Origin of the sequence: Campylobacter novaezeelandiae, from assembly GCF_004323845.1 — a bacterium.
GTDB lineage: Bacteria > Campylobacterota > Campylobacteria > Campylobacterales > Campylobacteraceae > Campylobacter_D > Campylobacter_D novaezeelandiae.
In genome coordinates, this window is sequence record NZ_QPGR01000006.1 from 37,538 (window position 1) to 63,314 (window position 25,777).

General features: G+C 26.8%; 31 protein-coding genes and 1 pseudogene. 16 read left to right on the top strand and 16 right to left on the bottom strand.

The window, feature by feature from the left end; all coding sequences use genetic code 11:
• Window positions 1-12: 12 nt before the first annotated feature.
• Entirely contained in the window at window positions 13-1,116 is a 1,104-nt protein-coding gene (locus DU473_RS03905) for an Mrp/NBP35 family ATP-binding protein (protein ID WP_131186552.1), read from the bottom strand.
• A gap of 119 nt (window positions 1,117-1,235) precedes the next feature.
• Between DU473_RS03905 and DU473_RS03910 the strand changes: the two genes are divergently transcribed.
• The 7 genes from DU473_RS03910 (at window position 1,236) to DU473_RS03940 (ending at window position 7,331) form a co-directional block, all read left to right on the top strand.
• Window positions 1,236-2,348 carry a bifunctional 2-C-methyl-D-erythritol 4-phosphate cytidylyltransferase/2-C-methyl-D-erythritol 2,4-cyclodiphosphate synthase gene (locus DU473_RS03910; RefSeq protein WP_131165912.1) on the top strand — a complete coding sequence of 371 codons (1,113 nt, stop codon included), beginning with the start codon at window positions 1,236-1,238 and terminating at the stop codon, window positions 2,346-2,348.
• Window positions 2,348-3,238 (top strand): DNA-binding transcriptional response regulator, encoded by an 891-nt coding sequence (locus DU473_RS03915; protein ID WP_131186553.1) that lies wholly within the window; start codon window positions 2,348-2,350, stop codon window positions 3,236-3,238. Before DU473_RS03910 ends, DU473_RS03915 begins: the two co-directional genes overlap by 1 nt.
• A complete protein-coding gene (locus DU473_RS03920) occupies window positions 3,216-4,382 on the top strand; it encodes a sulfate adenylyltransferase (protein WP_131163003.1) in 1,167 nt (388 codons plus the stop codon). The genes DU473_RS03915 and DU473_RS03920 overlap by 23 nt, the downstream gene beginning before the upstream one ends.
• Before the next feature lie 2 nt (window positions 4,383-4,384).
• Complete coding sequence (locus tag DU473_RS03925; protein WP_131163004.1) at window positions 4,385-4,876, top strand: phosphatidylglycerophosphatase A family protein; 492 nt, start codon at window positions 4,385-4,387, stop codon at window positions 4,874-4,876.
• A gap of 83 nt (window positions 4,877-4,959) precedes the next feature.
• Window positions 4,960-5,223 carry a 30S ribosomal protein S20 gene (rpsT, locus tag DU473_RS03930; RefSeq protein ID WP_131163005.1) on the top strand — a complete coding sequence of 88 codons (264 nt, stop codon included), beginning with the start codon at window positions 4,960-4,962 and terminating at the stop codon, window positions 5,221-5,223.
• Window positions 5,224-5,229: 6 nt separating this feature from the next.
• Window positions 5,230-6,297, top strand: coding sequence for a peptide chain release factor 1 (gene prfA / locus DU473_RS03935; RefSeq protein ID WP_131186554.1), 1,068 nt, complete (start codon window positions 5,230-5,232; stop codon window positions 6,295-6,297).
• 5 nt (window positions 6,298-6,302) lie between these two features.
• Window positions 6,303-7,331: an ATP-binding protein gene (locus DU473_RS03940; RefSeq protein WP_131165916.1), complete on the top strand. Its 1,029-nt coding sequence runs from the start codon at window positions 6,303-6,305 to the stop codon at window positions 7,329-7,331.
• On the opposite strand, the gene DU473_RS03945 is transcribed toward DU473_RS03940, so the two are convergent.
• The 3 genes from DU473_RS03945 to coaE are packed head-to-tail and all read right to left on the bottom strand — an operon-like array spanning window position 7,299 to window position 9,358.
• The gene (locus DU473_RS03945) at window positions 7,299-8,030 is read right to left on the bottom strand and encodes a glucosaminidase domain-containing protein (protein WP_316328899.1); all 732 of its coding nucleotides are present in this window, start codon (window positions 8,028-8,030) and stop codon (window positions 7,299-7,301) included. The genes DU473_RS03940 and DU473_RS03945 overlap by 33 nt on opposite strands.
• Window positions 8,005-8,754 carry a diaminopimelate epimerase gene (dapF, locus tag DU473_RS03950; protein ID WP_131163008.1) on the bottom strand — a complete coding sequence of 250 codons (750 nt, stop codon included), beginning with the start codon at window positions 8,752-8,754 and terminating at the stop codon, window positions 8,005-8,007. The genes DU473_RS03945 and dapF overlap by 26 nt, the downstream gene beginning before the upstream one ends.
• Entirely contained in the window at window positions 8,741-9,358 is a 618-nt protein-coding gene (gene coaE, locus DU473_RS03955; RefSeq protein WP_131163009.1) for a dephospho-CoA kinase, read from the bottom strand. The genes dapF and coaE overlap by 14 nt, the downstream gene beginning before the upstream one ends.
• Before the next feature lie 60 nt (window positions 9,359-9,418).
• On the opposite strand from coaE, the gene purM reads away from it, so the two are divergent.
• Window positions 9,419-10,408, top strand: coding sequence for a phosphoribosylformylglycinamidine cyclo-ligase (purM, locus tag DU473_RS03960; protein WP_131163010.1), 990 nt, complete (start codon window positions 9,419-9,421; stop codon window positions 10,406-10,408).
• Between the two features lie 196 nt (window positions 10,409-10,604).
• On the opposite strand, the gene DU473_RS03965 is transcribed toward purM, so the two are convergent.
• The 5 genes from DU473_RS03965 to moaC are packed head-to-tail and all read right to left on the bottom strand — an operon-like array spanning window position 10,605 to window position 14,829.
• Entirely contained in the window at window positions 10,605-11,786 is a 1,182-nt protein-coding gene (locus tag DU473_RS03965) for a replication-associated recombination protein A (RefSeq protein ID WP_131186555.1), read from the bottom strand.
• Entirely contained in the window at window positions 11,783-12,952 is a 1,170-nt protein-coding gene (locus tag DU473_RS03970; RefSeq protein ID WP_131186556.1) for a DUF945 family protein, read from the bottom strand. Before DU473_RS03970 ends, DU473_RS03965 begins: the two co-directional genes overlap by 4 nt.
• 12 nt (window positions 12,953-12,964) lie before the next feature.
• A complete protein-coding gene (locus DU473_RS03975) occupies window positions 12,965-14,101 on the bottom strand; it encodes a hypothetical protein (protein WP_131186557.1) in 1,137 nt (378 codons plus the stop codon).
• A gap of 13 nt (window positions 14,102-14,114) precedes the next feature.
• Window positions 14,115-14,378: an HP0495 family protein gene (locus DU473_RS03980; RefSeq protein ID WP_131186558.1), complete on the bottom strand. Its 264-nt coding sequence runs from the start codon at window positions 14,376-14,378 to the stop codon at window positions 14,115-14,117.
• Window positions 14,356-14,829, bottom strand: coding sequence for a cyclic pyranopterin monophosphate synthase MoaC (moaC, locus tag DU473_RS03985; protein ID WP_131186559.1), 474 nt, complete (start codon window positions 14,827-14,829; stop codon window positions 14,356-14,358). Before moaC ends, DU473_RS03980 begins: the two co-directional genes overlap by 23 nt.
• 89 nt (window positions 14,830-14,918) lie before the next feature.
• Between moaC and DU473_RS03990 the strand changes: the two genes are divergently transcribed.
• A complete protein-coding gene (locus DU473_RS03990; protein WP_131163016.1) occupies window positions 14,919-15,065 on the top strand; it encodes a highly acidic protein in 147 nt (48 codons plus the stop codon).
• Here DU473_RS03990 and cheQ read toward each other — a convergent pair.
• From cheQ to rpmI, 4 genes are all read right to left on the bottom strand, one after another.
• Window positions 15,062-15,541, bottom strand: coding sequence for a cheVAW transcriptional regulator CheQ (gene cheQ / locus DU473_RS03995; protein WP_131163017.1), 480 nt, complete (start codon window positions 15,539-15,541; stop codon window positions 15,062-15,064). The two genes, DU473_RS03990 and cheQ, sit on opposite strands and share 4 nt — an antisense overlap.
• A gap of 4 nt (window positions 15,542-15,545) precedes the next feature.
• A complete protein-coding gene (gene cheP, locus DU473_RS04000; protein WP_131186560.1) occupies window positions 15,546-16,415 on the bottom strand; it encodes a cheVAW transcriptional regulator CheP in 870 nt (289 codons plus the stop codon).
• Window positions 16,416-16,559: 144 nt separating this feature from the next.
• A complete protein-coding gene (gene rplT, locus DU473_RS04005; protein WP_131163019.1) occupies window positions 16,560-16,916 on the bottom strand; it encodes a 50S ribosomal protein L20 in 357 nt (118 codons plus the stop codon).
• Window positions 16,917-16,997: 81 nt separating this feature from the next.
• Window positions 16,998-17,189 carry a 50S ribosomal protein L35 gene (rpmI, locus tag DU473_RS04010; protein ID WP_002862434.1) on the bottom strand — a complete coding sequence of 64 codons (192 nt, stop codon included), beginning with the start codon at window positions 17,187-17,189 and terminating at the stop codon, window positions 16,998-17,000.
• Window positions 17,190-17,325: 136 nt separating this feature from the next.
• Here rpmI and DU473_RS04015 point away from each other — a divergent pair, with 136 nt between their 5' ends.
• The 4 genes and pseudogenes from DU473_RS04015 to DU473_RS08530 all read left to right on the top strand — a co-directional run.
• Window positions 17,326-18,480 carry a Cj0814-related protein gene (locus tag DU473_RS04015; protein ID WP_131163020.1) on the top strand — a complete coding sequence of 385 codons (1,155 nt, stop codon included), beginning with the start codon at window positions 17,326-17,328 and terminating at the stop codon, window positions 18,478-18,480.
• Between the two features lie 99 nt (window positions 18,481-18,579).
• The gene (locus DU473_RS04020) at window positions 18,580-19,761 is read left to right on the top strand and encodes a NifS family cysteine desulfurase (protein ID WP_131163021.1); all 1,182 of its coding nucleotides are present in this window, start codon (window positions 18,580-18,582) and stop codon (window positions 19,759-19,761) included.
• Window positions 19,762-19,773: 12 nt separating this feature from the next.
• Window positions 19,774-20,745 (top strand): iron-sulfur cluster assembly scaffold protein, encoded by a 972-nt coding sequence (locus tag DU473_RS04025; protein WP_131163022.1) that lies wholly within the window; start codon window positions 19,774-19,776, stop codon window positions 20,743-20,745.
• Between the two features lie 56 nt (window positions 20,746-20,801).
• Window positions 20,802-21,733, top strand: a pseudogene (locus tag DU473_RS08530) (type I restriction endonuclease); the annotation flags it as partial.
• A gap of 35 nt (window positions 21,734-21,768) precedes the next feature.
• Here DU473_RS08530 and DU473_RS04035 read toward each other — a convergent pair.
• From DU473_RS04035 to DU473_RS04045, 3 genes are read right to left on the bottom strand one after another with little or no spacing between them, the layout of a single operon-like run.
• Window positions 21,769-22,278 (bottom strand): DUF2393 family protein, encoded by a 510-nt coding sequence (locus tag DU473_RS04035; RefSeq protein ID WP_131163023.1) that lies wholly within the window; start codon window positions 22,276-22,278, stop codon window positions 21,769-21,771.
• The gene (locus DU473_RS04040) at window positions 22,278-22,802 is read right to left on the bottom strand and encodes a DUF2393 family protein (RefSeq protein ID WP_131186561.1); all 525 of its coding nucleotides are present in this window, start codon (window positions 22,800-22,802) and stop codon (window positions 22,278-22,280) included. Before DU473_RS04040 ends, DU473_RS04035 begins: the two co-directional genes overlap by 1 nt.
• Window positions 22,803-22,816: 14 nt before the next feature.
• Complete coding sequence (locus DU473_RS04045) at window positions 22,817-23,881, bottom strand: prohibitin family protein (RefSeq protein ID WP_131163025.1); 1,065 nt, start codon at window positions 23,879-23,881, stop codon at window positions 22,817-22,819.
• A gap of 153 nt (window positions 23,882-24,034) precedes the next feature.
• On the opposite strand from DU473_RS04045, the gene DU473_RS04050 reads away from it, so the two are divergent.
• From DU473_RS04050 to DU473_RS04060, 3 genes are read left to right on the top strand one after another with little or no spacing between them, the layout of a single operon-like run.
• Complete coding sequence (locus DU473_RS04050; protein ID WP_131163026.1) at window positions 24,035-24,241, top strand: tautomerase family protein; 207 nt, start codon at window positions 24,035-24,037, stop codon at window positions 24,239-24,241.
• Window positions 24,234-24,692 carry a thioredoxin-dependent thiol peroxidase gene (bcp, locus tag DU473_RS04055; RefSeq protein ID WP_131163027.1) on the top strand — a complete coding sequence of 153 codons (459 nt, stop codon included), beginning with the start codon at window positions 24,234-24,236 and terminating at the stop codon, window positions 24,690-24,692. Before DU473_RS04050 ends, bcp begins: the two co-directional genes overlap by 8 nt.
• Before the next feature lie 2 nt (window positions 24,693-24,694).
• Complete coding sequence (locus tag DU473_RS04060; RefSeq protein WP_131163028.1) at window positions 24,695-25,768, top strand: epoxyqueuosine reductase QueH; 1,074 nt, start codon at window positions 24,695-24,697, stop codon at window positions 25,766-25,768.
• Window positions 25,769-25,777 lie beyond the last annotated feature (9 nt).

Consider the following 25,777-nt stretch of genomic DNA (forward strand, 5'->3'; position numbering starts at 1 on the left):
TCTCCTTATATTTTAAGAACAGGCATTTTTACCATTTGTTGTAGGTTGGATTTTAGAATTGTTAACTCCACCTTCTTGATTGATTTTTTCTATAAACTGCCAGATTTTTTCAGCTGCTATCATATAGCGTTTTGCACTTAGACTTTCAGGGTGATAGAAACTTATAGGTTTTCCCTCATCTCCTCCTTCTCTAACTATCATTTCTATAGGAATTTGAGCTAAGACCTCGCTATTATAAATTTTTGCTATATTTTCTGCTGTGCCTTTACCAAAAATATCATATTCTTTTCCATTATCAGGGCATAAAAATCCACTCATATTTTCAATAATCCCTGCTATAGGAATGTAAAGTTTATTAAACATATCTAATGCCCTTTTGCTATCATCAAGCGAGACAATTTGAGGAGTGCTTACACAAACTCCAGCAGTTATTGGAATGCTTTGTGCTGAGGTAATTTGAGCATCCCCTGTTCCAGGAGGCATATCAAGAAGAAGCACATCAAGTTCTGGCCAAATAACATCAGATAGAAGTTGTTCTACAGCTTTCATAATCATAGCTCCACGCCACATAAGCCCTTGTCCTTCTTCAATTAAAACACCCATGCTCATCATATAAATTCCATGTGTTAAGATAGGTTTTAATTTTTGCCCAATAACTTCTGGTTGAGTTCCAGTTTCTCCAAGCATTCTTGGAATGTTTGGTCCATAAATATCTGCGTCTAAAAGTCCTACTTTTTTACCCATTTTTGCCATAGAGATAGCTAAATTAACAGCAGTAGTACTTTTGCCTACCCCTCCTTTACCGCTAGAAATCATAATGAAGTTTTTAATTTGAGGAGCTATGTTTTTTCCACTTCTAGAATTACTTTTTTCTTCAGGAATTTTAGGTTGTATGATATTAATTTTTAGCTCTTTTAAATTTAGTTCTTTAAGATGTGTTTCAATATTATCTTTAAGTTCTTTTGCAATTTGAGGGTTTGCAGATACTATTTCAATATCGATGAAAGCTATTTCATCTTCAAAACGTATATTTTTTACAAAACCAAAACTAACAATATCTCTTTCAAAACCAGGATATTTGATGTTTTTAAGTTTTTCTTCAATTTTTTTTAACATTAATTCTCCTTATATTAAAATATTATTCTACTAACAAAAAAATAAAATTTAGCTTTTTATAAGTGTTTAATATGGTAACATATATTAAATTATAATTCTCGCTTAAAAAAGGGAAAGGTATGCTTGATATAAGTTTAATAATACTTGCAGCCGGAGATTCTAGTAGGTTTAATTTAGATGTAAAAAAACAATTTATTCGTTTAAAAAATGACCCTCTTTGGTTGTATGTGACTAAAAATTTAAGTTCTTTATATCATTTCAAAAAAGTTGTTGTTACTTCTGGTAATACTTCTTATATGAAAAAATTTACTTCTCATTATGAAATTGTTGAAGGTGCTAAATCAAGATCTCAATCTTTAAAAAATGCCCTTAAGAAAATTGATAGTGAATTTGTTATGGTTAGTGATGCTGCTAGAGCATTTATTTCTAAGGAATTATTTGAAAGATTGATTAATAATATTAATCATGCAGATTGTATAACTCCTATTTTAAAAGTTGTTGATACTACTTTATTTGATGAAGAAATCTTGCCAAGAGAAAAAATTAAGCTTGTTCAAACTCCTCAAATTTCACGCACTTCTTTGCTTAAAAAAGCTTTAGAAATGGATAAAGAATTTAGCGATGATAGTAGTGCTATTGCTTCAGTGGGTGGAAAAATTTGGTATGTTGAAGGAGAAGAGAGTGCAAGAAAAATCACTTTTAAAGAAGATTTAAAAAAATTAAATTTACCAAAACCAAGTAGCGAAATTTTTTGTGGTAATGGTTTTGATGTGCATGAATTTGGAGAAAATCGCCCTTTACTTTTAGGAGGAGTTAAAATTCATCCTAGCAAGGGTTTAAAAGCTCATAGTGATGGCGATGTTTTAGCACATTCTTTAACTGATGCTTTACTTGGTGCTGCAGCACTTGGAGATATAGGTGAGCTTTTTCCTGATACAAATATGAAATTTAAAGATGCTAATTCTATGGAACTTTTAAAGCAAGCCTATAAAAAGGTTAAAGAAGTAGGATTTGAAATTATAAATACTGATATAACTGTTATAGCACAGGTTCCAAAATTGTTAGATTTTAAACAAGATATTGCAAAAAATATAGCTAAAGTTTTGGAAATAGATGAATTTAGGGTTAATGTAAAAGCTACTACGACAGAAAAGTTGGGTTTTATAGGTAGAGAAGAGGGTATTGCTGTTTTATCTTGTGTAAATTTGAAATATTTTGATTGGACAATATAATGAGAGTTTTAATTGTAGAAAATGAAATTTACTTAGCGCAGAGTATAAGTATGAAATTAAGTGAAATTGGGTATTGGTGTGAAATTATTAATTCTTTTGATGAGTTAAAAGATGAAAAAACTTATGATGTTGTTCTTCTTTCTACAAATACTAGTAATTTTATTAATGCGGTTGAAAAATTTAAATCAAGTATTATAGTTCTTCTTATTTCATATATAAGTACGGATACTGTTTCTGATCCGTTAAAAATGGGAGCTAGTGATTATATTCAAAAACCTTTTATGATGGAGGAATTATTAAGAAAGATTAAACATCATCAAGATTTTAGGAAGCTTCTTGTTTTAAATAATACCTATGAGAGTTATTTTAAATCTCATTTTAAAAATCTAAAAGCCGTTGAATATAATTATAAAAAAATTAAATTTCCTCTCATACTTCAAGCAAATAATCAAAATAATGCTGATTTTTTTGTTTTTAATTATATGAAAAAGTATGATTTAATCTTTTCATATGTTGATCTTTCAGAACTAAGCTCATTAGAAAAAATTTTTAAGCTTATTTCTTATAATAATATTGTGTATATAAGTAATTTTCAAGTTTTAAAAAATACAGACAAAGAAAGGGTTTTAAATTTTATTAAAGATAAAATGGTGATTTTGCATACAAGTACTACACTAGAAAAACCTATGAATTTTGATTATATTGATTTAAAAAATGATGAAAAAAATATTAATAATAATGAAATTTTAACTATTGATGAATATGTAAAATATATAATACTTACTTATCAAAATATTTTTCCAGATACGGATTTATCTAAAAAATTAGGGATTTCGAGAAAGTCTTTATGGGAAAAAAGGAAAAAATATGAAATCAGTAAAAGAAAATAAAAATATAGTTATTAATGCTAACGAATTTAAAATTCTTGCACTCATTAAAGAAGGGATGCTTGGTCCTTATAAATATTTAATGAATGAAGAAGAAAGTGAGGAAATTTCTCGCACAAAAAAATTTAAGGGTCATACTTTTCTTTATCCATTAACCTTTGTTTGCAAATATGATAAAGTTAAGGAAATTTTAAAAAACATTGAATTTGGAGATAAAATTGATCTTATTTTAAATAATCAAATAGTTGGACATATAGTTTTTCATTCCCAATTTAAATATAAAAGTCATTTTACAAGCATTTTTAATTTTAATGAATGTTTTTTAGATGATAAGACCAATGTATGTATTAGCGGAGAATTTGAAATTTACAATTCTCCTATTAAAAGCATTAAGGAGAAATTTTTAAGCATTAAAAATAACCTTAATGCAAAAAAAATCACAGCGATTGTTTCAAGTTTTGATCCTTTGCATAGAGCCCATGAAAGAATTTTTAGGTGGAGTATTGATAAGGCTGATTTAGTAGTGGTTTTTTTGATAGAGTCTTATGAAGAAAATGGACTTGATTTTTCTCTTAAAGAAAAATATTTAAACCAGTTTATAAAAGATTATTTGCCACCTGAACGCATTTTTGTATTTCCTTTGCAAGATACTTATATATTTCATGCCCATTTAAATCCTGGACTTGAAGGAACTATTGCTAAGAATTTAGGTTGTACGAAATTGATTGTAGGACAAAATCATACAGGGCTTGGAATGTTTTATGATTGCAATCAACCTAAAACTATTTTAGATGAATTTGCTAAAGATTACGGTATTGAAGTGATTGTTTTGCCTGAGTTTGTTTTTTGTGATAAGTGTGCTATTATAGTAAGTACAAAATCATGTCCTCATGGTCATCATCATCATATGCATTTTAATAGTAACTCTTTAAAAGAATTATTAAGAGCAGGAATCATTCCACCAGCTATTTTTATGAGAAAGGAAATTTCAAGCATGATTTTAAGTAAACTCTTTCCAAATCGTTTTAAAAATATGCAAAAAATTTATAATGATCTCTTTCCTACTAATGGAATTTTAGAATACAAAAAAGATGAAGAGTTTTATCAAAAACTTTTAGAAGTCCATCAAATGTCTTACATGGTGTAAACATGCAAAAGCTATATTTAACTTTTTTTTACTCTGGTTGTGTCAAAAAAGCTTCTGGAACTTCTGGAACTTTAGCTGCTTTAATTCCTGCGTTTTTTATTTTAAAATATTTAGGAATGCAAACTTTGTTTTTGCTTTCTATACTTATTTTTATTGCTTCAATTCGCATAATTGATGATTATGAAAAACAAAGCGGAATTCATGATGATAAACATATAGTTATTGATGAGGTTGCTGGAGTATTTTTAGCTTTGGCAATTTTTGGAAATACGGTTTTTGCTTTTTTGCTTTCTTTTGTGTTATTTAGGGTGTTTGATATCTTAAAGCCTTCTATTATAGGAGTAGTTGATAAAAAATTTAAAGGAGGCTTAGGAGTAATGCTAGATGATATGTTAGCAGGATTGTTTGCAGGATTATTAAGTGCTGTTATTTATGGAATTTTAAATCATTTTAATTTATTACAATGGGATATTGGTTTAAAAAACTTATTTTAAATTAATTTTAACTTAAATTAATATATTTTTAAATTTATTCTTATATAATTTAAGTTTTAATTTCAAAAAAGGAAGAAAAGCTTATGGCAAACCATAAATCAGCTGAAAAAAGAGCAAGACAAACAATTAAAAAGACAGAAAGAAATAGATTTTACCGCACAAGACTTAAAAACATTACCAAAGCTGTTAGAGTAGCTGTTGAAAATAATGACAAAAATGCTGCAAATGAAGCTTTAAAAGTAGCCAATAAAAGCATACATGCTATGGTTAGTCGTGGTTTTTTAAAAAAACAAACCGCTTCACGTCGCGTAAGTCGTTTGGCACTTTTGGTGAATAAAATTGCATAGATTTTAATGTTAGCTGAGAAATTAGAACCTTTTTTAAAACGCTATGAAGAGCTTAATTCTCTTCTGAGTGATACTGATGTTTTAAAAGATATTAGCAAAATGACACTGCTCTCTAAAGAGCAAAAGAATTTAGAACCTATTGTTGCTAAAATAAAAGAATATTTTAAAATTTTGCAAAATATTGAAGAGAATAAAAAATTATTAAGTGATATAGATTTAGGTGAACTTGCTAAAGAGGAGCTTAAAAATCTAGAAGACTTAAGGCCAAAATTCGAAGAAGAGATAAAAATTCTGCTTTTACCAAAAGATCCCAATGATGAGAGAAATATTTTTCTAGAAATTCGTGCTGGAACAGGCGGAGATGAGGCTTCTTTATTTGTAGGAGATCTTGTTAAAGCTTATGCAAGATATGCTGAAACTCGTGATTATAAACTTGAAATTGTAAGTTCAAGCGAAGGCAGCGTTGGAGGATTTAAAGAAATTATAATGCTTGTTAAAGGCAATGGTGCTTATTCTAGATTAAAATATGAAGGCGGAACCCATCGCGTTCAAAGAGTTCCTCAAACTGAATCACAAGGTAGAGTCCATACTTCAGCAATAACCGTTGCTGTTATGCCCGAAGTTGATGATATAGAAATTGAAATTAATCCTAATGATTTAAAAATTGATGTAATGCGTTCAAGTGGTCATGGCGGGCAAAGTGTTAATACTACTGATAGTGCTGTGCGTATAACTCATATTCCAAGTGGAATAGTTGTAGTAAACCAAGATGGTAAGAGTCAGCATAAAAATAAAGAAAGTGCAATGAAAGTTTTAAAAGCAAGACTTTATGAAATGCAAGAAAATGAACGTTTAGTTAAGGAAAGTGAAGCAAGAAAGTCTCAAGTGGGAAGCGGAGATAGAAGTGAGCGTATTAGAACTTATAATTTTCCGCAAAATAGAATTAGTGATCATCGTATCAACTTAACGCTTTATCGTTTAGATGCAATTATGCAAGATGGACTTTTTGATGAAATAATAGAACCATTAATTGCTCATTATCAGTCTTTATCTTTGCAAGAACAAAATCTTTAATTTTTATGAGGATTTTAAATTTTTTTTATGAAAATCCTCATAAATTTGAGCTAGCCTATGAAAGAAAAGTAAAAATTACTTCTGCATACACACTTCTTAAGGGACCAAAATATTGCGGTAAAAAAACTTTAATTTTTAATTATCTTTCTCAGTTTAAAAGTGATGAAATTTTATTTTTAGATTTAAAAGATTTAAGATTTGAGGAGGAAAGTTTAAATAATTTGCCTTCTTTTTTGCAAAAAAATATAAAAATTAAAATTCTTTGCTTATACAATTTAGAAAATCATATATCTTTAAAAAATATAAATATACCTATTATTTTAAGTACAAATAAAAAAGATTTAAAAATAGAAGGCTTTCAGGAATTGGAGCTTGATTATTTTGATTTTGAAGAATTTCTTAGTATGAGTAAAAATATAACTTCTAATCATTCTTTGGGACTTTTTTTAAATTATGGAAGATCTAATTTAAACAATCAAATGTTAAGGGATAATTTTACGGCATTAGAGCTTGAAATTTTAAAATATCTTGCTTATAATCTTGGAAATCAAATTAGCATTACTAAACTTTTTCAAAATTTAAAAAATAAAATTAAAACTTCAAAAGATAGTGTATATAAAAGTATTAAAAAGCTAGAAAATGAGTATGTTATTTATAAGGTGGAACATGATAGTAAAGCTTTAAAAAAAATTTATTTTCAAGATTTTGCTTTTAAAAATTCTTTTTGTATAGAAAAAGATTTTAAAAAACTTTTTGAAAATCTTATTTTAAATGAATTATTTAAATTTAAAGAAGATATTTATTTTAATAAATTTTTTACTTTTTATTTAAAAAAATCCAAAATAGCCTTTATAGCAAGTCCTACTTTAGATATAGATTTATTAAAACTTAAGGCCAAGAAAATATTGCCAAAGGCACTAGAACTTGACATATTTCATATATTTTTTATTACTCTTTCTAATGAGGAAAATTTTTTTGAGCAAGGAGTTAAATTTGAGATTTTACCTTTTGATAAATGGGCTTTGAGTTTTTAAAGTGTCATATTTTTCAAGCTCATATTTTTCTATGATTTTTTTAATAATCTCTATATAAGCATTTTTATTTTCTGAGTAAGAGTGTAAATTTTCAATAGCTTTGATTCCTGTAATGTTTTTGCCTTGAATGAAACAACTTTGTCTTAACGATCTAAAATCTTCATAGGCAAAATGGCGATTTAAATTAAGAATATAAGAATCAACACTTTCTTGCAAAGAATCAAAAATTCTTATTTTATGTTTTTTTCCTTCTTGTCTTTCATTGGGAATCAAACCTTTTTCTCCCCAGGTCCATTCTCCAAATAAATTATTTGCTTCTCTTGCAAAACGGCTAGTTGCAGTTGCACTTTCAACTAAGGCTTGTGCTATTCCCATGGATTTTGGAATGAGATTAATTTTCTTTTCGTATTCATCTAAATTAAATAAATTATTTATACGATATTTATTTTTAAGTTCAATAAGTTTTTTTAAACCATTTATATCAAGGTTTCTAAAACCTGTTTTAGCCCCTTCATTGATAAAATTCTGAGCAAATTCTCTTTCTTTTAATATATTCTCAAATGAATTATCAAACATTTCATTCATTTTATTGAAAAATATTTCTCTTTGTTCTTCAGGACTTAATTTATAATAGTTTTTTTCAAAACTATCAAATCCATAAAGAAAAATAAAACTAAAGCAAATAATAATTAGCTTCAAAGCAACACCTCACTTTACCTTGAAAAAATATTTCATCATCTTTAAAACTAAAAATTAATTCTTCATTGCTTTTTGGTATTATTTTTACTTCATTATATACTAAAGATTTTAGAAAAGCTAAATAAAAACAAGCTCCCATTCCTGTTCCACAAGCTAAGGTTTCGTTTTCAACTCCTCGTTCAAAGGTTCGCACTTTTATAGTTGATTTATCAATGATTTGAGCATAATTTACATTAGCATTATATTTATCTCTTAAAAATTTAGCTTTTTGAATATCAAATTGATTAATATCATCACAAAAATGCACTAAATGTGGCACACCACTATCACACTCTTGCCAAAGTTTATTTTCAAAAATAAAGGGTTCTTTTATGTATTTTATTTTTCCTAAATTAATACTAACAAGATCATTTTTAATTTGTGCTTTTATAATGCCAGCGCCTGTTAAAAAGTTAATATTTTCTTTTTGATGATTAAAATGATGTGCAAAATGTGCCGCTGCTCTAGCTCCATTACCACACATATCAGCTTTACTGCCATCATTGTTATAAAATTCCCATTCAAAGTCAAGTTTATCATGCTTTAATATGGCTATCATTCCATCTGCACCTATGCCTTCATAACGGTTGCAAAGAGTTTTAGCAAGCATGCTTTTATCTCCTTTTTGATTGGCATTAAATATAATAAAATCATTTCCACTGGCGTAATATTTATAAAATTTCATTTGTTTCCTTAGAAAGTTTTTCAATAAATTTTATACTTTTTTTTTGAAAAATCTCATAAGAGCTTTCATTGGTGATTACAAAATCGGCCAAAGAGACTTTTTTTTCTATGTCCATTAAAGCATTAATTCTTTTTAAAGCTTCTTCTTTGTTTAAATTATCTCTTTGCATGAGTCTTTTTAAACTTAATTCTTTGGAGGTATAAATTAAAATTACTTTACCTAAATTTTTATAAGCCCCGCTTTCAAAAAAAAGCGGAATTTCTATAAAAAAGGGTTTATTTTCTTGTTCTAGAATTTGCATTTGTTCTAAAATTTTAATTCTTATTTTAGGATGAGTAAAATCTTCTAAGATTTTTTTTGCTTGTGGATTTGAAAAGATTATTTTGCCAAGATTTTTTCTATCTATTTTATGATCGTTAATCAAATTTAATTTATCTGTATTAAATGGACTAAAAATTTCTATAAGTTCTTTAGAAAAACTGTCTAAAATTTGATGAGCAATTTTGTCTGCGCTAATGCTTTTAAATCCCATAGAATTAGCAATTTTGATAAAGGAACTTTTTCCACAGGCTATAGAAGCAGTTACAAAAAAAGCATTTTTCATCTTATGCCTTATTAAAATTTATTTCGTTAAAATATCTTTTTCATTCTTAAAGGAAAATAAATGAAAATTTCATATGAAGATGCAGGTGTAAGCGTAGATAAAGGAAATGCTTTTGTAAAGGCAATTAAGCCTTTGGTGAAAGAGACTTTTAATGATAATGTTGTAGGGGATATTGGATCTTTTGCCGGGGCTTTTAGAATGCCAAATGGTTTTAATAAGCCTATTATACTAGGAGCTACAGATGGAGTTGGAACAAAACTACGTCTTGCTATAGAGAGTAAAAGATATGATTTTATAGGTCAAGATTTAGTTGCTATGTGTGTAAATGATCTAATTTGCAATTTTGCCACCCCTTTATTTTTTTTGGATTATTATGCTAGTGCTAAACTTGAAATTGAAGTTGCAAAGGCTGTTATAGCAAGTATTGTTAAAGGATGTAAAGAAGCAAATTGTGCTTTAATAGGCGGAGAGACAGCTGAAATGCCTGGAATGTATGCAAAAAATGATTTTGATTTAGCTGGTTTTGCTGTAGGCATAGCTGAAGAGGATGAGTTAGATAGAATGAAATTTGTTAAAAATGGGGATATTTTATTGGCTTTGCCAAGTTCTGGGCTTCATTCTAATGGGTATTCTTTGGCTAGAAAAGTATTATTTGAAGAATTAAGAATGAATTTTGATGATAAAATAGATGGTAAAAAATTAATTGATATATTATTAGAACCTACGCGTATTTATGTAAAAGATTTTTTAAAATTAAAACCTTTTATCAATGCTTTAGCTCATATAACAGGTGGTGGAATTATAGAAAATTTACCACGAGTTCTGCCAAGAGGTATGGGTGCAGTGATTAGAAAACATTATTTAAAAACCCCTGAAATTTTTTATACCATAGCAGAAGCAGTTGAGGAAGATGAAATGTATAGAAGTTTTAATATGGGAGTAGGTTTAATAATGATTATAGATCCTAAAAATGTAAGCAAAGTATTAGAAAATTCAGATGCTTTTATTATAGGGGAAGTGGTGATTAATGAAGGAGTTATTTTAGAATAAGAAGTATTATTTTAAAACATTAGATAAAATATCGGCCGAGTTTTTAAGGTTTGTAGAAGATTTTTAAAATCATTGTTTGATAGATTAATGAAAATTTTTATTACTATTACCAAAAAATAAGTGAAAATTTGCAATGAAGGTAAAAATTAATTTTTTAAAATCACCATATGAAGTGGTTTATTAATACTAAAAAGTTTTAATTTTTATTTTTTATATTTTTTAAATTTTGCAAAAGTCTTGCCTCATCGCCAAAACCCTTACTTTCATAAAATTTTATATCTTTACTAAGGTATTTTTGTTTAACCCAGCCTCCAAAATCATGAGGATAAAGATAGTTCTTTTTATCCTCATGATTGTTATTTAAAAAATTTGGAATTTCTAAAGCTTTGTTATTTTTTACATAGGTTAAAGCTTGATTGATAGCTTTATAACTTGAATTTGATTTTATGGCACTTGCTAAATATACTACACATTGCGATAAAATGATTCTAGCTTCTGGATAGCCTATATTTTTAACTGCTTGTAAAGTTGAAACTGCTAAATTTAAGGCATTAGGATCAGCATTGCCTATGTCTTCACTTGCAAAAATTACAAGACGTCTTGCTATAAAATCTGCATTTTCTCCACTTTGTATCAATCTAGCCAGATAATAAAGACTAGCATCTACATCACTTCCTCTTAAGCTTTTAATTAAGGCGCTAATTAAAATAAAATGTGTATCTTTTGAATTTGCTCCTTCATTGGAAATGTTATTTTTAAGTTTTTTAAGATTTGTTAAACTAATATGCTTTTCATTTAAAACAAGTGCAAATTCAAGCCAATTTAACATCGATCTTGTATCTGAACTTTGGAGTAATAGTTTTTTTGCGTCCTCATCTATATTAAATTCTAATTCTTTTTGTATTTTTGAAAATAATATATCAAGATCTTTGGCTTTTAAACTTTGAAATTCAAAAAGCATAGAACGACTTCTAATACCTTCACTTAATACAAAATAAGGATTTTCTGTACTTGCTCCTATTATAATACAACGATAATTTTCCATAGGAATTAAAAGTATTTCTTGTTGAATTTTATTAAGACGATGAATTTCATCTATAAAAATAAATGGTTTATAAAGGCTATTTTTATAATTTTCCAATATTTTTCTAAGTTCTTCAAGTTTAAAATTGCCCCCATCAAATTCATAAAAATCAAGTCCAAATTCTTTGGCTACTACTCTTGCAAAACTTGTTTTTCCACAACCTGCTGGACCAAAAAAAATGCTATGAGGAAGTTTTTGCATAGCAATAAATCTTTTAAAGATTTCTACAAGCTCATATTGTCCTAAAACTTCGTCTAAACTTTTAGGACGAAATTTTAAACTTAAATTATTCAATCTAAAGAAATTCCTAAATTTAAATCATTTCCATTAATTTTCATATGAAAATCATTTTCTGTATTATTTAAACTAAAATCCATAACATACTTCCCATTTTTTTGTACAAAATATTCATCAAATCCGCCTATAAAAATAGTGCTAGGAAATAGTTTTGAAATTTTTTCATCACTGGTAATTGTTGCTTTAACTTGATAATCTGTATTATAAGTTTGTATATTTGCATTCATTTTGATTTCTTTCTTATCTTTAAAAAAACTAAATTCTTGCATATTTAAACTAGGATTAAATTTTAAAAATTCTTTTAAATAAATTTCAAGATTTGGTTTTTCTCCTTGATTAAGTTCTTTATTTAAATTTTCTAAAGTTTCTTTTGATATTTGATCTAAAGATAGATTTAATTTAAGATTTTTAATCTCTTCTTTAGAGTTTGGTGTAATTTCATTGGAAATATTGTCAATATTTAAAAATATATTAAAATTTAAGGTATTGTTATCATTTAAATTGATATCCATTCTAGAAATAATATTTGTAAAATTAATTTTATCTATATCAAGATTAGAGATTTTAATTTCTTGTTCGCTTTCATAAAAAGTATTTAAGAATTCATTGATATGAAGAGCGGTATTTATATGATTATTGAAACTTATATTGTCTATTTTAATATGTTCATAAAATGAATCTACAATAATTTGGTCTATATCAAGACTAGTGTTTTTGATTTTGATTTGTTTATCAAATAAGATATTTGCTTTAAGACCTTTAAAAATAAAATTTTCTTTTTTATGATTTAAATTTATATCATTAAAATAAATATTAAAATTTGCATCATTAAATGTTATTTTTGTATTAAATTTGCCAAGAATTTCATCTGAATCAAAAAAAGGATTACTAAAATTACCTTCTATATTTTTAGAAGTGAAAAAATTATTATACATATTTAATTCAACTTTGCTTTTTAAATTCTTATTTAAATTTGTAAATACAATATCATATGTTGCATGAGATTTAAAGAAACCTTGATTAAAATTAATATTTTCAATTTTATAAAATTCTGTATTTTGGGTAATAAGATTAAAAATTTTTTGATTTAACTTGCTTATATAAAAAATATGCGCAAAGTAAGCTATTGTAAGTATCGCTAAAATGCTAATAATTTTTTTCATCTTTCATCCTGGTTATTTTTTTATTAATTTTTTTGCTTTTTCCCAAAGTCTTATACCTAGTTTTTTTGCTTTTTTAGAATTTAAATCATTGTATTTCTCATTGCTTATTTTTTCAAGTTCAAAAATTTCTTGTTTAAATTCATAAATTTTCTTTTGGGCAAGCTTATTAAAATCATTAATTTTTGGATTATTTCTAAGTTCATGAAGATTAAAAATAAGCTGTTCTCTGCTTTCTGAAGCAAAGCGTTTAAGCTTTGCAAATATATTATCTAATTCATTTTCTAGTAAACTTTCAACAATTTTTTTAGAAGGATTATTTTGTTTTTTACTTTCAACTTTTAAAAGATCAATAAAATCATCTTCTATTCGTATCAATTCTTTGCTTTTTATATAAATATCTTCTTTAAAATTTGTATAAGCAAGAGAATTTTTAAATTTCTCTATACTCAAAGCAATGCCTTCTTGGGTTCCTTTAATGCTTCCTAGACATAAATCTTTAGCATAAGCTATAGATTCATTAGCTATTTCAAAAGCAGTGTTTAGTATTATGCTTGATATTTTAAGCATTCTTTCTTTTTCAAAATTCGTTTCACAAATAGCATTATATACAAGATTTTTAGCAATCTCGCTACTTGTTAGTTCTATATCTTCACCTTTTTCAAGTGTGGTTAAAAATGCACTTTCTGCAGTTTCTTTTAAAATTCCTAACATTTCAATATCAAATAAAATTGCATCATTTATATTGCCAAGCAAATCATCTTTATAAGGTGATTGAAGTAAGGTTTTTTCGAATTCTAAAAAATTATTACTAATTTGATTTTTTAGCATATTTTTTTGATTTTCGACCTTTCTTTTGAAAATGGTTAACTTATCAATATAATTATAAAGAATTTTTTCTTCCTCATAAATACTTGCTTTAATAAGAGTTCTTATAAGCAAGGTTACATTTTCATCGTTTAATAGGTTAATTTTTTTAAGAGAATTTAAAAATTCAACTAGAAGTTGGTTAAGAATTTCTTGAGAATTATTTTTATTTCTATCTATTTGCTCTTTTGCTAGATTAAAAACTAATTTTTCAATTAAATTTTCAATATTTTCTTTAGGGGAATTTAAAAGTGAATTTTCAAAAATAATTATAGTATTTTTCATATTAATATTCTTTCTATAAAACAAATTGGGCTTTATTTTTTAATTTTTCAAAAATATTTAAACGGTCCATTTTGCTATCTACATAAACAGAAAGCAAATAACTTTGATATTTTCCATTTTTGCTTGAATTTGTATGTTTAAATTTAAAATCTCTTTGTTTTAGAATATCTATAAAAATTTCTTCTGCTTTTATTTCTGTACGAAAAATAACTTTATAATCCCAATAGGTAGGATAATTTATAATGGGTTCTTGGTTAAGATCTATTATATTCTCCACTTTTACCTCCTTGTTTATGTTCTAAGATAATATTATTAATACACATGGTTTTATCAATAGCTTTAACCATATCATAAATAGTAAGCAAACCAATGCTTACGGCTGTAAGTGCTTCCATTTCAACACCTGTTTTTCCTTCGCACTTTATGCTTACTGATAATTTGAAAGAATATTCTTTTTCATTTTCTACTATATCTGTTTGAATTTTGCTAAGCATTAATGGATGGCACATAGGTATAAGTTCGCTTGTTTTTTTAGCTCCCATAATTGCTGCTATAACTGCGGTTTGCAAAACAGGTCCTTTTTTGACCGCATTTTGTTTTATGGCATTAAAAGCTTCTTTACTCATGGAAATAACTCCACTTGCTATAGCAATTCTTTGAGTAATATCTTTTGCACTTATATCAACCATTTGAGGTTGATTGTTTTTATCTAAATGTGTAATTTTCATAAATATGCCTTAATAAAAATATTAAATTATAACAAAGTGATTAAAAATTTAAGCTAAAATAGCCTATATAATTTATAAGGAGAGAAAAAATGGCTTACGATGAAGAAGAATATTTAGATTATGATGAATTTGAAGAAAGTCAAGATTATGAAGAGCATCAAAAAAATTATAATTATGATGAGGATGATTATGAATACAGCGATGAGGATAAAGATGATTTTTATGAAATGGACTAATAATATCCAACACACATACTCTCAGTGATCTTAATACGCTTTTCAAAAGGGGCTGGGCTAAAAAAATGACATTTTTCTATATAGATAAATTGATGGTAGTCTAGCCCTAAAAAATCATAAAATGCTTTTAAATTAACAAATTTGATTCCATAAATTTCTTTAATTTCTAAAAGTTTATAAATAGAAGAATTATTTTTTTTAACTAGATGTGAAGGGGCTAAAGTTGTAAAAGAACAAAAAGAGCTTGCAAGAACAAAACCGCTTAAGTCGCTACATTGTTTTACAATATGTCTATATTTTTTTAAAATGCAATTTTTATGTAAAAAAATTGTTCTTGTCCCTTGATATTTGGCTATATTAATATTTTTCCAAAATTTATAAGCATTTTTTGAAATATTTGCAATTTTATGAAATTCGGCATTTAAAATATAATCATCTAAGAATTCATTTGGAGGCAAGATGATAGTTTTCATCAATACTTCAATTTTTATTTAAATTTTCTTTTGCTTTAGGGGGTAATTTTGCTAGAAAATTATGCATATTAAAAGAAATTCCTTGAGAATTAGCCTCCTCAAGAAGTGATATAGCAGTTTTAACATTAAAAGGGGAGCTACCATTATATGGGGTAAAAAGATGGTCGATAACTGATAAAGCATAGGATGATTTTTTAACTTTTTCAGAAGCAGAATGCGGAGTGTGAATATAACAGATAGTTTCAACTAAGCTTTCATCGAAATTCCAGCGATGAAGTAAGAAGCCCAAAAATGATATATGATCAACCCCTAAATATTTATTTTCAGCTTCTTTTATGTCGCTTAATCCTGTTTTTTTAAGATATTCTAAAAATTCTTTATCTTTATTATTTTGTATTAAAAAATTAGCAAATATAATCATTCCAAGTCTCAATAATAGAGCACATGGAGCAAGAAGATAAGAGAGTTGTCTGTCTTCTTCATTAAGCCAATTTGCAATAAAAAATATTTCTTCTCTACAAGAATTTAAAAATACTGAAGTATCTAAACCATAAGGAGAAAGGTCAACTTTAAAACTATCTTTAATAGAATCAGCAGTAATAAGATTTTTAATATTTCCAATGCCTAATAAAGTAATAACTTGATTAATAGTTGTGATTTCTCTTGAAAAACCATAATAAGGAGAATTAGCAAGTTTTAAAAGTTTAGCTGTTATTAAAGGATCACTAGAGATTATTTCGGCTACTTTGTTTGTTTCTATGTTAGATCCTGATTTTTCTATATAATTATTAAGCTTTACAATTGTATCTGGTAAAGGAGGAAGAATTTCTACGCTTTTAAGTAAAATCTCATTTATATCTTCATTGCTTGATTGCATTTTTATTCCTTTTCTATGGTTTATAGTTGTAAGTTTTTATTATATCTAAATTTTAATTTACTATTTAGCTATAAATAAATTTATTTTTTAATGAAGATATCTTGTAGTAAAGTTAGAGTCAAATATAAAATTGACTCTAAAAGATTATTTTAAATGTTCTTTGACGTTTTGAACTATTTTTGAAAAAGCATCAGCATCATTCATAGCCAAATTAGCTAGAATTTTTCTATCAAGCTCTATATTTGCCTTTTTTAAGCCGTTAATAAATCTAGAGTAGCTGATATTGTTCAACCTACAAGCAGCGTTAATACGTATAATCCATAAACGACGGAAATCTCTTTTTTTACGACGTCTATCACGATAAGCATAAACTAGACTTCTTTCTAGTTGCTCTTTTGCTTTTCTAAAATGCTTGCGACGACCGCTATAAAAGCCTCTCGCTAGTTTTAAGATTTTTTTATGTCTGCGGCGTCTTACTACACCTGTTTTTACTCTTGCCATATTTATTCCTTTTTACAAATTGGCGTCCAAAATGGATCTTTCCCTTATCTTAGGGGAGTTTAAATGACTTTTGTCAAAAACTTAAATTCCTAACATTTTTTCAACAGCTTTTATATTCGTACTATGAACATATTTTGCTGTTCTAAGATCACGCATTCTTTTTGCAGGTTTTTTTGTCAAAATATGACTTCTAAAAGCAGAGCCTCTTTTGATCTTATTTTTACCTACTTTAAAGCGTTTAACAGCGCTTTTAACGCTTTTCATTTTTGGCATATTTTTCCTTTAAATTTTAAGAATAATGTATGAAATACTAGTGAAAATTTGCTTTTTTTATGCTGAATTTAAAGCTATTAAATTTGGCACAATTTTTGCTTATAAATTTTAGCAATATTTTTGAAAAGAGATTTTTATGTTAGTAGGTTTAGCTAATCCATATCAAAATTTGGCTTTAACTCATTATGAAAAAAGTACATTGTTAAATTTAAATAATAAACAAGAGACTATTGATGTAAATAATGAGTTAAATCCATTTCTTGATTATAAGTTTACTCAGACAACTTATCCAAGTGAATTTGGCTTTAGAATAAATGAGCAGGGTTTTTTTAGCGAAGATTTAAATAGAATTTCTCGTATTCCAGAAGCATATCAAATTCATATTAAAAGTGCAAGAAGTATAGCTAAAGAGATGGTTAGACAAGATGAAAATTTAAATTATAATCAAATAGACTTACCTTATATACTCAATAGCTATTATAGCTCCTTAAAGGCTGTAAATCAAAATTTTGGAGAAAATGACAATAATAGCTTAAGTCGTGATGAAATTTCTAAGCTTATGCAAGGATTTTCAACTGATAATGGGAATTTGCTAGGGCAAGTTAATCGTATATATGAAAATCAAGAAGTATTAAATTTAACCTTAGATAAAAATAAAAATTTAAATACCTTAATGCTTGATAATAAAATCATTAATTTTCATTTTGATAAAGCAATAAATAATACTTCATCAAATGACATTATTAAACCGTATTTAAGCAAGAATTCAGAAGTTTCAAAATCCGGTCTTTTGGTTAATTTTATTTATCAAGATATAAAAAGTAAAAATGAAGAAGAAATAAATTTTTTTATGAAACCTATAAGTCTTGATCTTAACTCTCATAAAAATTTATATAAAATTTTAGAAGGAAAAGAATCCATTGAAGATTATATTAAAGAAAATAATGAGAAAAAAATGAGTTTTGATCTTTATCTTTATGTAAATGGTGTTGATAAAAATACAATCTCTAAAGAAAAGCTTTCTGTATTTTTTCAACAATATATCAACTATCAAAAAGATATGGATTTAAGAGAATTTGCAAATTCTAGTTCTATTTTTAAAATTTATACAGATTCTTTAGTTAAAGAATTTGATACCTTAAAACAAGAGTATCAAAATCAAAATAATAATAAAAATTTATCTCAGATCAATCAAGAAAAAACTCAAAGTTTTAATTATTTTTTAAAGCATAGAGAAAGGCAAGCAAATTTAAATAAAATTTTATATTCTTATATTAATGTAATGTCTTAAATATCTCTATAATTTAAACTAAATTTTATAAAATTGTGTTATTATCAGTTTAAAAGATTAACAGGATAAAAAATATCCTAATTATTTATGAGGAAAAAAATGAAAGTATATTTAGATAATAATGCAACTACTATGCTTGATCCTAATGCTTATGAATTAATGTTGCCGTTTTTTAAGGATATGTATGGCAACCCAAATAGTCTTCATCAATGGGGCTCACAGACTCATCCAGCCTTAAGAGAAGCTATGGATAAGCTTTATGCTGGGCTTGGTGCCAGTGATTTAGATGATATAGTTATCACTTCTTGTGCAACAGAAAGTATTAATTGGGTTTTAAAAAGTGTTTATTTTGATTATATTTTGCATAAAGATCGTAATGAAGTAATTATTTCAAGCGTTGAACATCCAGCTGTTATAGGTGCTGCTATGTTTTTAAAATCTTTAGGAGTAAAAGTAATAGAACTTCCTGTAAATGATGAGGGTGTTTCTACTCTTGAGGACTTAAAAAGTGTTATTAGTGATAAAACCGCATTAGTAAGTGTTATGTGGGCAAATAATGAAACAGGTATGATTTTTCCTATTAAAGAAATGGCCGAGCTTTCTCATCAATATGGAGCTTTATTCCATACAGATGCTACGCAAGCTGTAGGAAAAATTAAAGTAAATTTAAGAGATGTAAATGTTGATTTTGCTTCTTTTTCGGCTCATAAGTTTCATGGTCCTAAAGGAGTTGGCGGACTTTTTATTAAAAAAGGTTTAAAATTAACTCCTTTGTTACACGGAGGAGAGCATATGGGAGGACGTAGAAGCGGAACATTAAATGTAGCTTTTATCGTTGCCATGGCAGAAGCTTTGCGTATTGCAAATACAATGTTGGATTTTGAAAATTCTCATATTAGACGCTTAAGGGATAAATTAGAAGATAAAATTTTATCCATTAAGGATACTTCAGTTATTGGAAGAAGAGAATATAGAGTACCTAATACAATTTTAGCAAGTATAAAAGGAGTTGAAGGAGAAGCAATGCTTTGGGATCTTAATAAAAACGGTATTGCAGCTAGCACAGGATCAGCTTGTGCCAGTGAGGCGCTTGAAAGTAATCCTATAATGGAAGCTATTGGAGCAGAAAATGATTTAGCTCATACAGCCTTAAGACTTTCTTTATCACGTTTTAATACAGAAGAAGAGATTGATTATGTTGCAAGACAAATTGAAAATGCAACACAAAGATTAAGAGCTATCTCTTCTACATACGCTTACAATCCAAATAATTATAAATAGAAGGAAGATATTATGGGAAAAAATAGTTTAATTGGTGGATCAATTTGGGAGGAGTATTCTCAAAAAGTTCAAGATAGAATGAATAATCCAAAACATATGGGTGAATTTAACGAAGAAGATGCCAAAGCTCGTAATGCAAAATTAATTGTTGCAGATTTTGGAGCAGAAAGTTGTGGCGATGCTGTAAGACTTTATTGGCTTGTTGATGAGAAAACAGATATTATTATAGATGCTAAATTTAAAAGTTTTGGTTGTGGGACGGCTATTGCAAGTAGTGATACTATGGTTGAACTTTGTATAGGAAAAAAAGTTGATGAAGCTGTTAAAATTACTAATTTAGATGTTGAATTTGCAATGCGTGATAATCCAGAAACCCCAGCTGTTCCACCGCAAAAAATGCATTGTTCTGTAATGGCTTATGATGTCATTAAACAAGCAGCAGCTCAGTATAAAGGAGTAAATCCAGAAGATTTTGAAGATCAAATTATAGTTTGTGAATGTGCTAGGGTGAGCCTTGGAACAATTAAAGAAGTGATTAAACTTAATGATTTGCATTCTGTTGAAGAAATTACTCAGTTTACAAAAGCAGGAGCATTTTGCAAATCTTGCGTAAAACCAGGTGGACATGAGAGTAGAGAGTATTATTTGGTCGATATTTTGGCACAAACTAGGGCCGAAATGGAAAAAGAAAAACTTCAAGGAAATTTGAAAGATGACATTTCTTTTAATGATATGACTGTCGTAAAACAATTAAAAGCAGTAGAGACTGTTTTAGATAGTGAAATTCGTCCAATGCTACATGGCGATGGTGGAGATTTAGAAGTAATTGATATACAAAAATCAGAAAATGCAACGATCGATGTATATATACGTTATCTTGGTGCTTGTAGTGGATGTTCTAGTGGCAGCGGATCGACACTTTATGCTATAGAAAATATTTTACAAGAAGAATTAAGTCCAAATATACGCGTATTGCCTGTTTGATTTATTTGATTAAAGCTTATATTATAAGCTTTAATTTTTATAAAACTTAAATTTTAAGTTTAGGTTATGATGTTTTTACCCTAGTGTTGTAGTACCAGAATACACTGCAGATATAGGTACAAAAAAAGGTGAAAAGGTTGATTATGCAATTTTTAAAGACTCAAAACCTTTTATTCTTATCGAAGCTAAAAATCATACTGAAAATTTAGATAATCACAATAATCAGCTTATAAGATATTTTAATGCTAGTCCAAGTATAAAATTCGCTATTCTTACTAATGGAATTGAGTATAGATTTTTCACTGATATGGATCAGGTTAATTTAATGGATAAAACTCCTTTTTTTGTAATAAATCTTGAAAAATTAAAGCCTAGAGATATTAAAGATTTAAAACGTTTTATTTGCACAGATTTAAATTTGGATGAAATTTTAAGTATTGCCATGGAAAAAAAGCATTACAGAGGTATACAAGAAATATTTAAAAATGAAATAGAAAATCCAAGTGATGAGTTTACAAGCTTTTTTGCTAAACAAATGACAGAAAAAAGAATGACTAGTGCTGTTTTAGATGAATTTAGAAATTATATAAAAAAATCTTTTAAAGAAATCATTAATGATTTAGCTTATGAGAAAATTACAAGTATTAAAAATAATTTATAAAGTATTAATGATGATGAAAATGAAGAACAAATTGATGAAAATAAAGATATAGTTACTACTGAAGAAGAATTGCAAGGTTTTTATATAGTAAAGTCGATACTAGCACAAGCTAATGTGAGTCTTGATGATATAAGCTATAAAGATACTTTAAGTTATTTTGGAATTTTATATCAAGGTAAGGTTACAAAATGGATATGTAGATTGTATTTTAATACATCTAAAAAATCAATAACTTTTCCAGATGGAATAAATGTTGGCATAGAAAAATTAGAAGATTTATATAATTTAAAAGACGAAATTATTAAAGCTTATGAAAGTAGAAAATAAATGAAAAATCTAAGTTTTAATTTCTTACTTAAAACTTAGATACATTTTAAAGTATTGTAAATTTCTGGATTAGAGAAACTTGGAGGAAAAGGAACAGTCGCTGAAAACTCTTTATAAGTATTGCCTGGCAATTTATCAATAATTTCTATAATATATGATACGGAATCGCTTTTCATTTTTGCTTTTTTCAGATTTTCTTCATAAAAAATGTCTTTATTTGCTTTTTTTCTATCGACCATATTAAGGTAAAGATAGCATTTTTTGATGTCAAATTTGGTTAAATTTTTAACCTTTCCTTTGATGATTAAATTTTCATTTCTTAAATCTCTTGTATAGTTTAATTTTTCAATACTTGCTTTGACAGTAAATTGATTAATTGTAAGAAAAGTTGAGTAAATTAAAAGAGAGCTAAAAATTGTATTAATAGTGTAAAATAATAAAGCACTTTCTTTTTGTTTAACCTTTAAAAAAATAATAATACAAATAAGTATAAAACATAAAAATAAAATGATAAAAGCCAATAAATGAAAAATAGTAAAATGCATTAAAAACACTTTGAATCTAATTTTATAGTATGATTTTCATCATTAAAATTTTCAAAAGTTATTCTTTGAGTCTGAGTTGTATTTTTTTTGAGATTTTTGATTTCTATACTCTTTTTTCTATAAGGTATAAGTTGATTTTTATAATAAAATACTAGATTGCTTTTATCAGAATTTTTATAAATCTTAGCAGTAATTTTGCAAATTTTAAAATTAGTTTTAGCAGTATTGCTAATATCAAAATCAACAACTAAAGAATTAGAACTTTGAATTTTTAATTCTTGAATGATATGTGTTTTGCGGTTTCTTACCTCTAAATCTACAAATTTATAACTATATATGTAAAGGAAAAAACAAACAATAATATCAAAAGCAATAATGACTAAGGCGGTAATAGGTCTATGTTTTAAAAAAAAGCATAAAAGCAATATGCAAATAAAAAGAAAAAATATAAATACAATCAGCATATAATCAACCAAATAAAAATGGTTGATATAAAATAATAAATTTTCTCTTAAGCTTTGCATTTTGCTTTCAATATTTAATTATTAATAGAACTTTGCCTTTTGGCATCTTTTGTATCAACCCAAATATTTGGAACCGCGCCTCCAGGAGTCAAGAAAATTTTGGCATCTTTATTGATTTTTAAAGCCTCATTAAATTCTTTTTGAGTTTCTATTTGTTTAAGTGTTAATAAAGGATTATTTAAGCTATTGGCAATTTCTTTGTTTGAATATGCTTGTGCATCTGCTTCAATTTTAACAGCCATTGCTTTACCTTTAGCACTGATAATAGTTGCATTGGCTTCACCCTCGGCTAAAGCTGCTTTTTTCAAAGCTTCCTGATTAGCTCTTTCTACCTCGTATTTTGTTCTTTCAGCTTCTTGTTTAGCAATTTGAACGCGTTCGATTTGTTCTTTCACTTTAGAAGGAAGTATGATTTCTCTTAGTTGAACTGCACGAAGTTCTACGGGTTCGTTAGGTTGTGCCTCTATAGTCTTTCTAATACCTTCTTCGATTTGAGTAGCTATAGCATTACGATTAGTTGGAAGTTCTTCTGCTGTGTATTTACCTACTACGCTTCTTACCACATCACGTACTACAGGATCGATAATTTTATTTTCCCAGTTTAAGCTCCAAGTAGCAATAGTTTGAGGAACTTGTAAAGGATTTAAGCGATATTGAACAGTTACATCTATAGAAACTGGAAGTCCTCTTGAGTCTAAAACAGAAATACTGTTTTTGTTAATGACACCAGATCCCAAATTTAAATTTTCATTAGTTCCTTCTATGGAGGCATAGTTGATTTGCCTTACTCTAGTATCGATAATGGTAATTTTTTGTATAAAAGGCAAGAAAAAGTGAAGTCCTGGTTCTAAAGGATTAGGATTATATTTACCAGTTGTTGATTTAATCCCCATTTCACCGGAATTTACTATAGCAAAAGGTTTTGCAACGATAATTAGTAATATAATTGCAAGAATGATATAAATTATAGGTGAAAATTTTCCAAAACCTTTAAAATTAAAATCTGGAGTTTTAAAATTTAAGTTTTGTTTATTGTTCTGATTTTTTTTATTGAAATAATCATTTAAATCAGCCGGCATTTTTTTCCTTTCGTAATGTTCTTAAAAATAACTTATCAATCATTAATTTTTATTTTTTTAATGATTTTATAATTTTATCAAAAATATACTAATGAAATTAAAAATTGTAAAATAATTATAATTTTGAGTATTTCAAATTTTTAAGGAGTTTATATGCCTTTAGTTACTATAAAACTTGCAAAACCTGCACTAAGTAAAGAGCAAAAATCTAATTTAATTTCTGATATAACAGAGCTTTTAAGCACTAAATATAACAAGAACAAAGAAAGAGTTGTTGTTGTTTTAGAAGATATTGAAAATTATGATATTGCTTTTGGTGGAAAAAGCGTAGAACAAATTAAAAAGGAAGAAAATGAGTGAATTAAAAATAGGAGATTATGCACCTGCTTTTGAGTTGTTAAATCAAGATGGTATTAAAATTTCTTTAAAAGACTTTATTGGAAAAAAGGTAATTTTATATTTTTATCCAAAGGATAATACTCCAGGTTGCACGATAGAAGCTTGTGATTTTAGTGAGGATTATGAAAAATTTAGTGAAAAAAATGCAGTGATTATCGGTATAAGTCCAGATAGTGTTAAGTCTCATACGAATTTTATACAAAAATATAACTTAAAGCATATTTTATTAAGTGATAGTGAAAAGGAAATTTCAAGAATATATGGAGCATGGGGAATTAAAAAAAATTATGGCAAAGAATATGAGGGAATTATACGATCAACTTTTGTTATAGATGAAAAAGGTAAAATTATTAAAATTTATAAAAATGTTAAAGCCAAAAATCATGCACAAAAAGTTCTTGAAGAGCTTTAATAATGCTTGTTCATATTTGTTGTAGCGTTGATTCTCATTTTTTTTTACAAGAATTAAAAAAATGCTATCCTGATGAAAAGTTGATAACCTTTTTTTATGATCCAAATATCCATCCATATAGTGAATATGAATTAAGATATTTAGATGTAAAAAGGAGTTGCAATAAGCTTAAAATAAAACTTTACAAAGGTAATTATGATTATATTACTTGGCTTAATGCAGTTCGTGGCTATGAAGATGAGCCAGAAAAAGGGGCAAGATGCTCTATTTGTTTTGATTTGAGAATTTTAAAAAGCGTAGAGTTTGCTAAAAAGCTTGGCGAAACAAAATTAACAACAACTCTTCTTACAAGCCCTAAAAAAGATCTAAAACAACTTGAAGAGGCTTTAAATAAACAATGCACGTCTTATGGTATTAAATTTATAGCTCCTGATTTTAGAAAAAATGGTGGAACACAAAGACAATTTGCTTTAGCTAAAAAAGATATGCTTTATCATCAAAATTATTGCGGTTGTATTTATGGACTTAAAAAGCAAAAAGAAAATAAAAATTTTATTGATGAGTTAATGTGTCCTATTACTAAGCAAATTCTTCCTTCTAGTATAGAAGAGAGAATTTCATTGTATAAAAAAGTTTTTAAATTGGAACAAAAAGAAATTGCTTTTAAACTTTCAAGGGAAAAATTTTTAAACTATAGACTTTTAAAAGCTTTAATAAAAATTGATAAAAAAGTTGTTAAAAGTTATATTTTATTTTATTCTCATTTTAAAAATTCTTATACCAAATTTAGTTTGGAAAAAGATTATGAACAAGTTTATATGAGCTTTAAGGATGAAATAAATTTTTGGGATTTTAATTATTTTAATGCCTTATTGAAAAATAAATTTAAAGATTTTAATGAATTGTTAAATAAGCCATTAAAAATTAAACAAGAAATTTCTTTGCGTCAAAGATTATTAGGTACTTATAATCTTTCTCCTATTGTTATTTTAGATAAAATTACCAAAGGACGTTATGAAATTTTAGCTCAAAGTGAAATTTATTTTGATACAAGAGAAAAAATTATTTTAATTTAATATCATTTA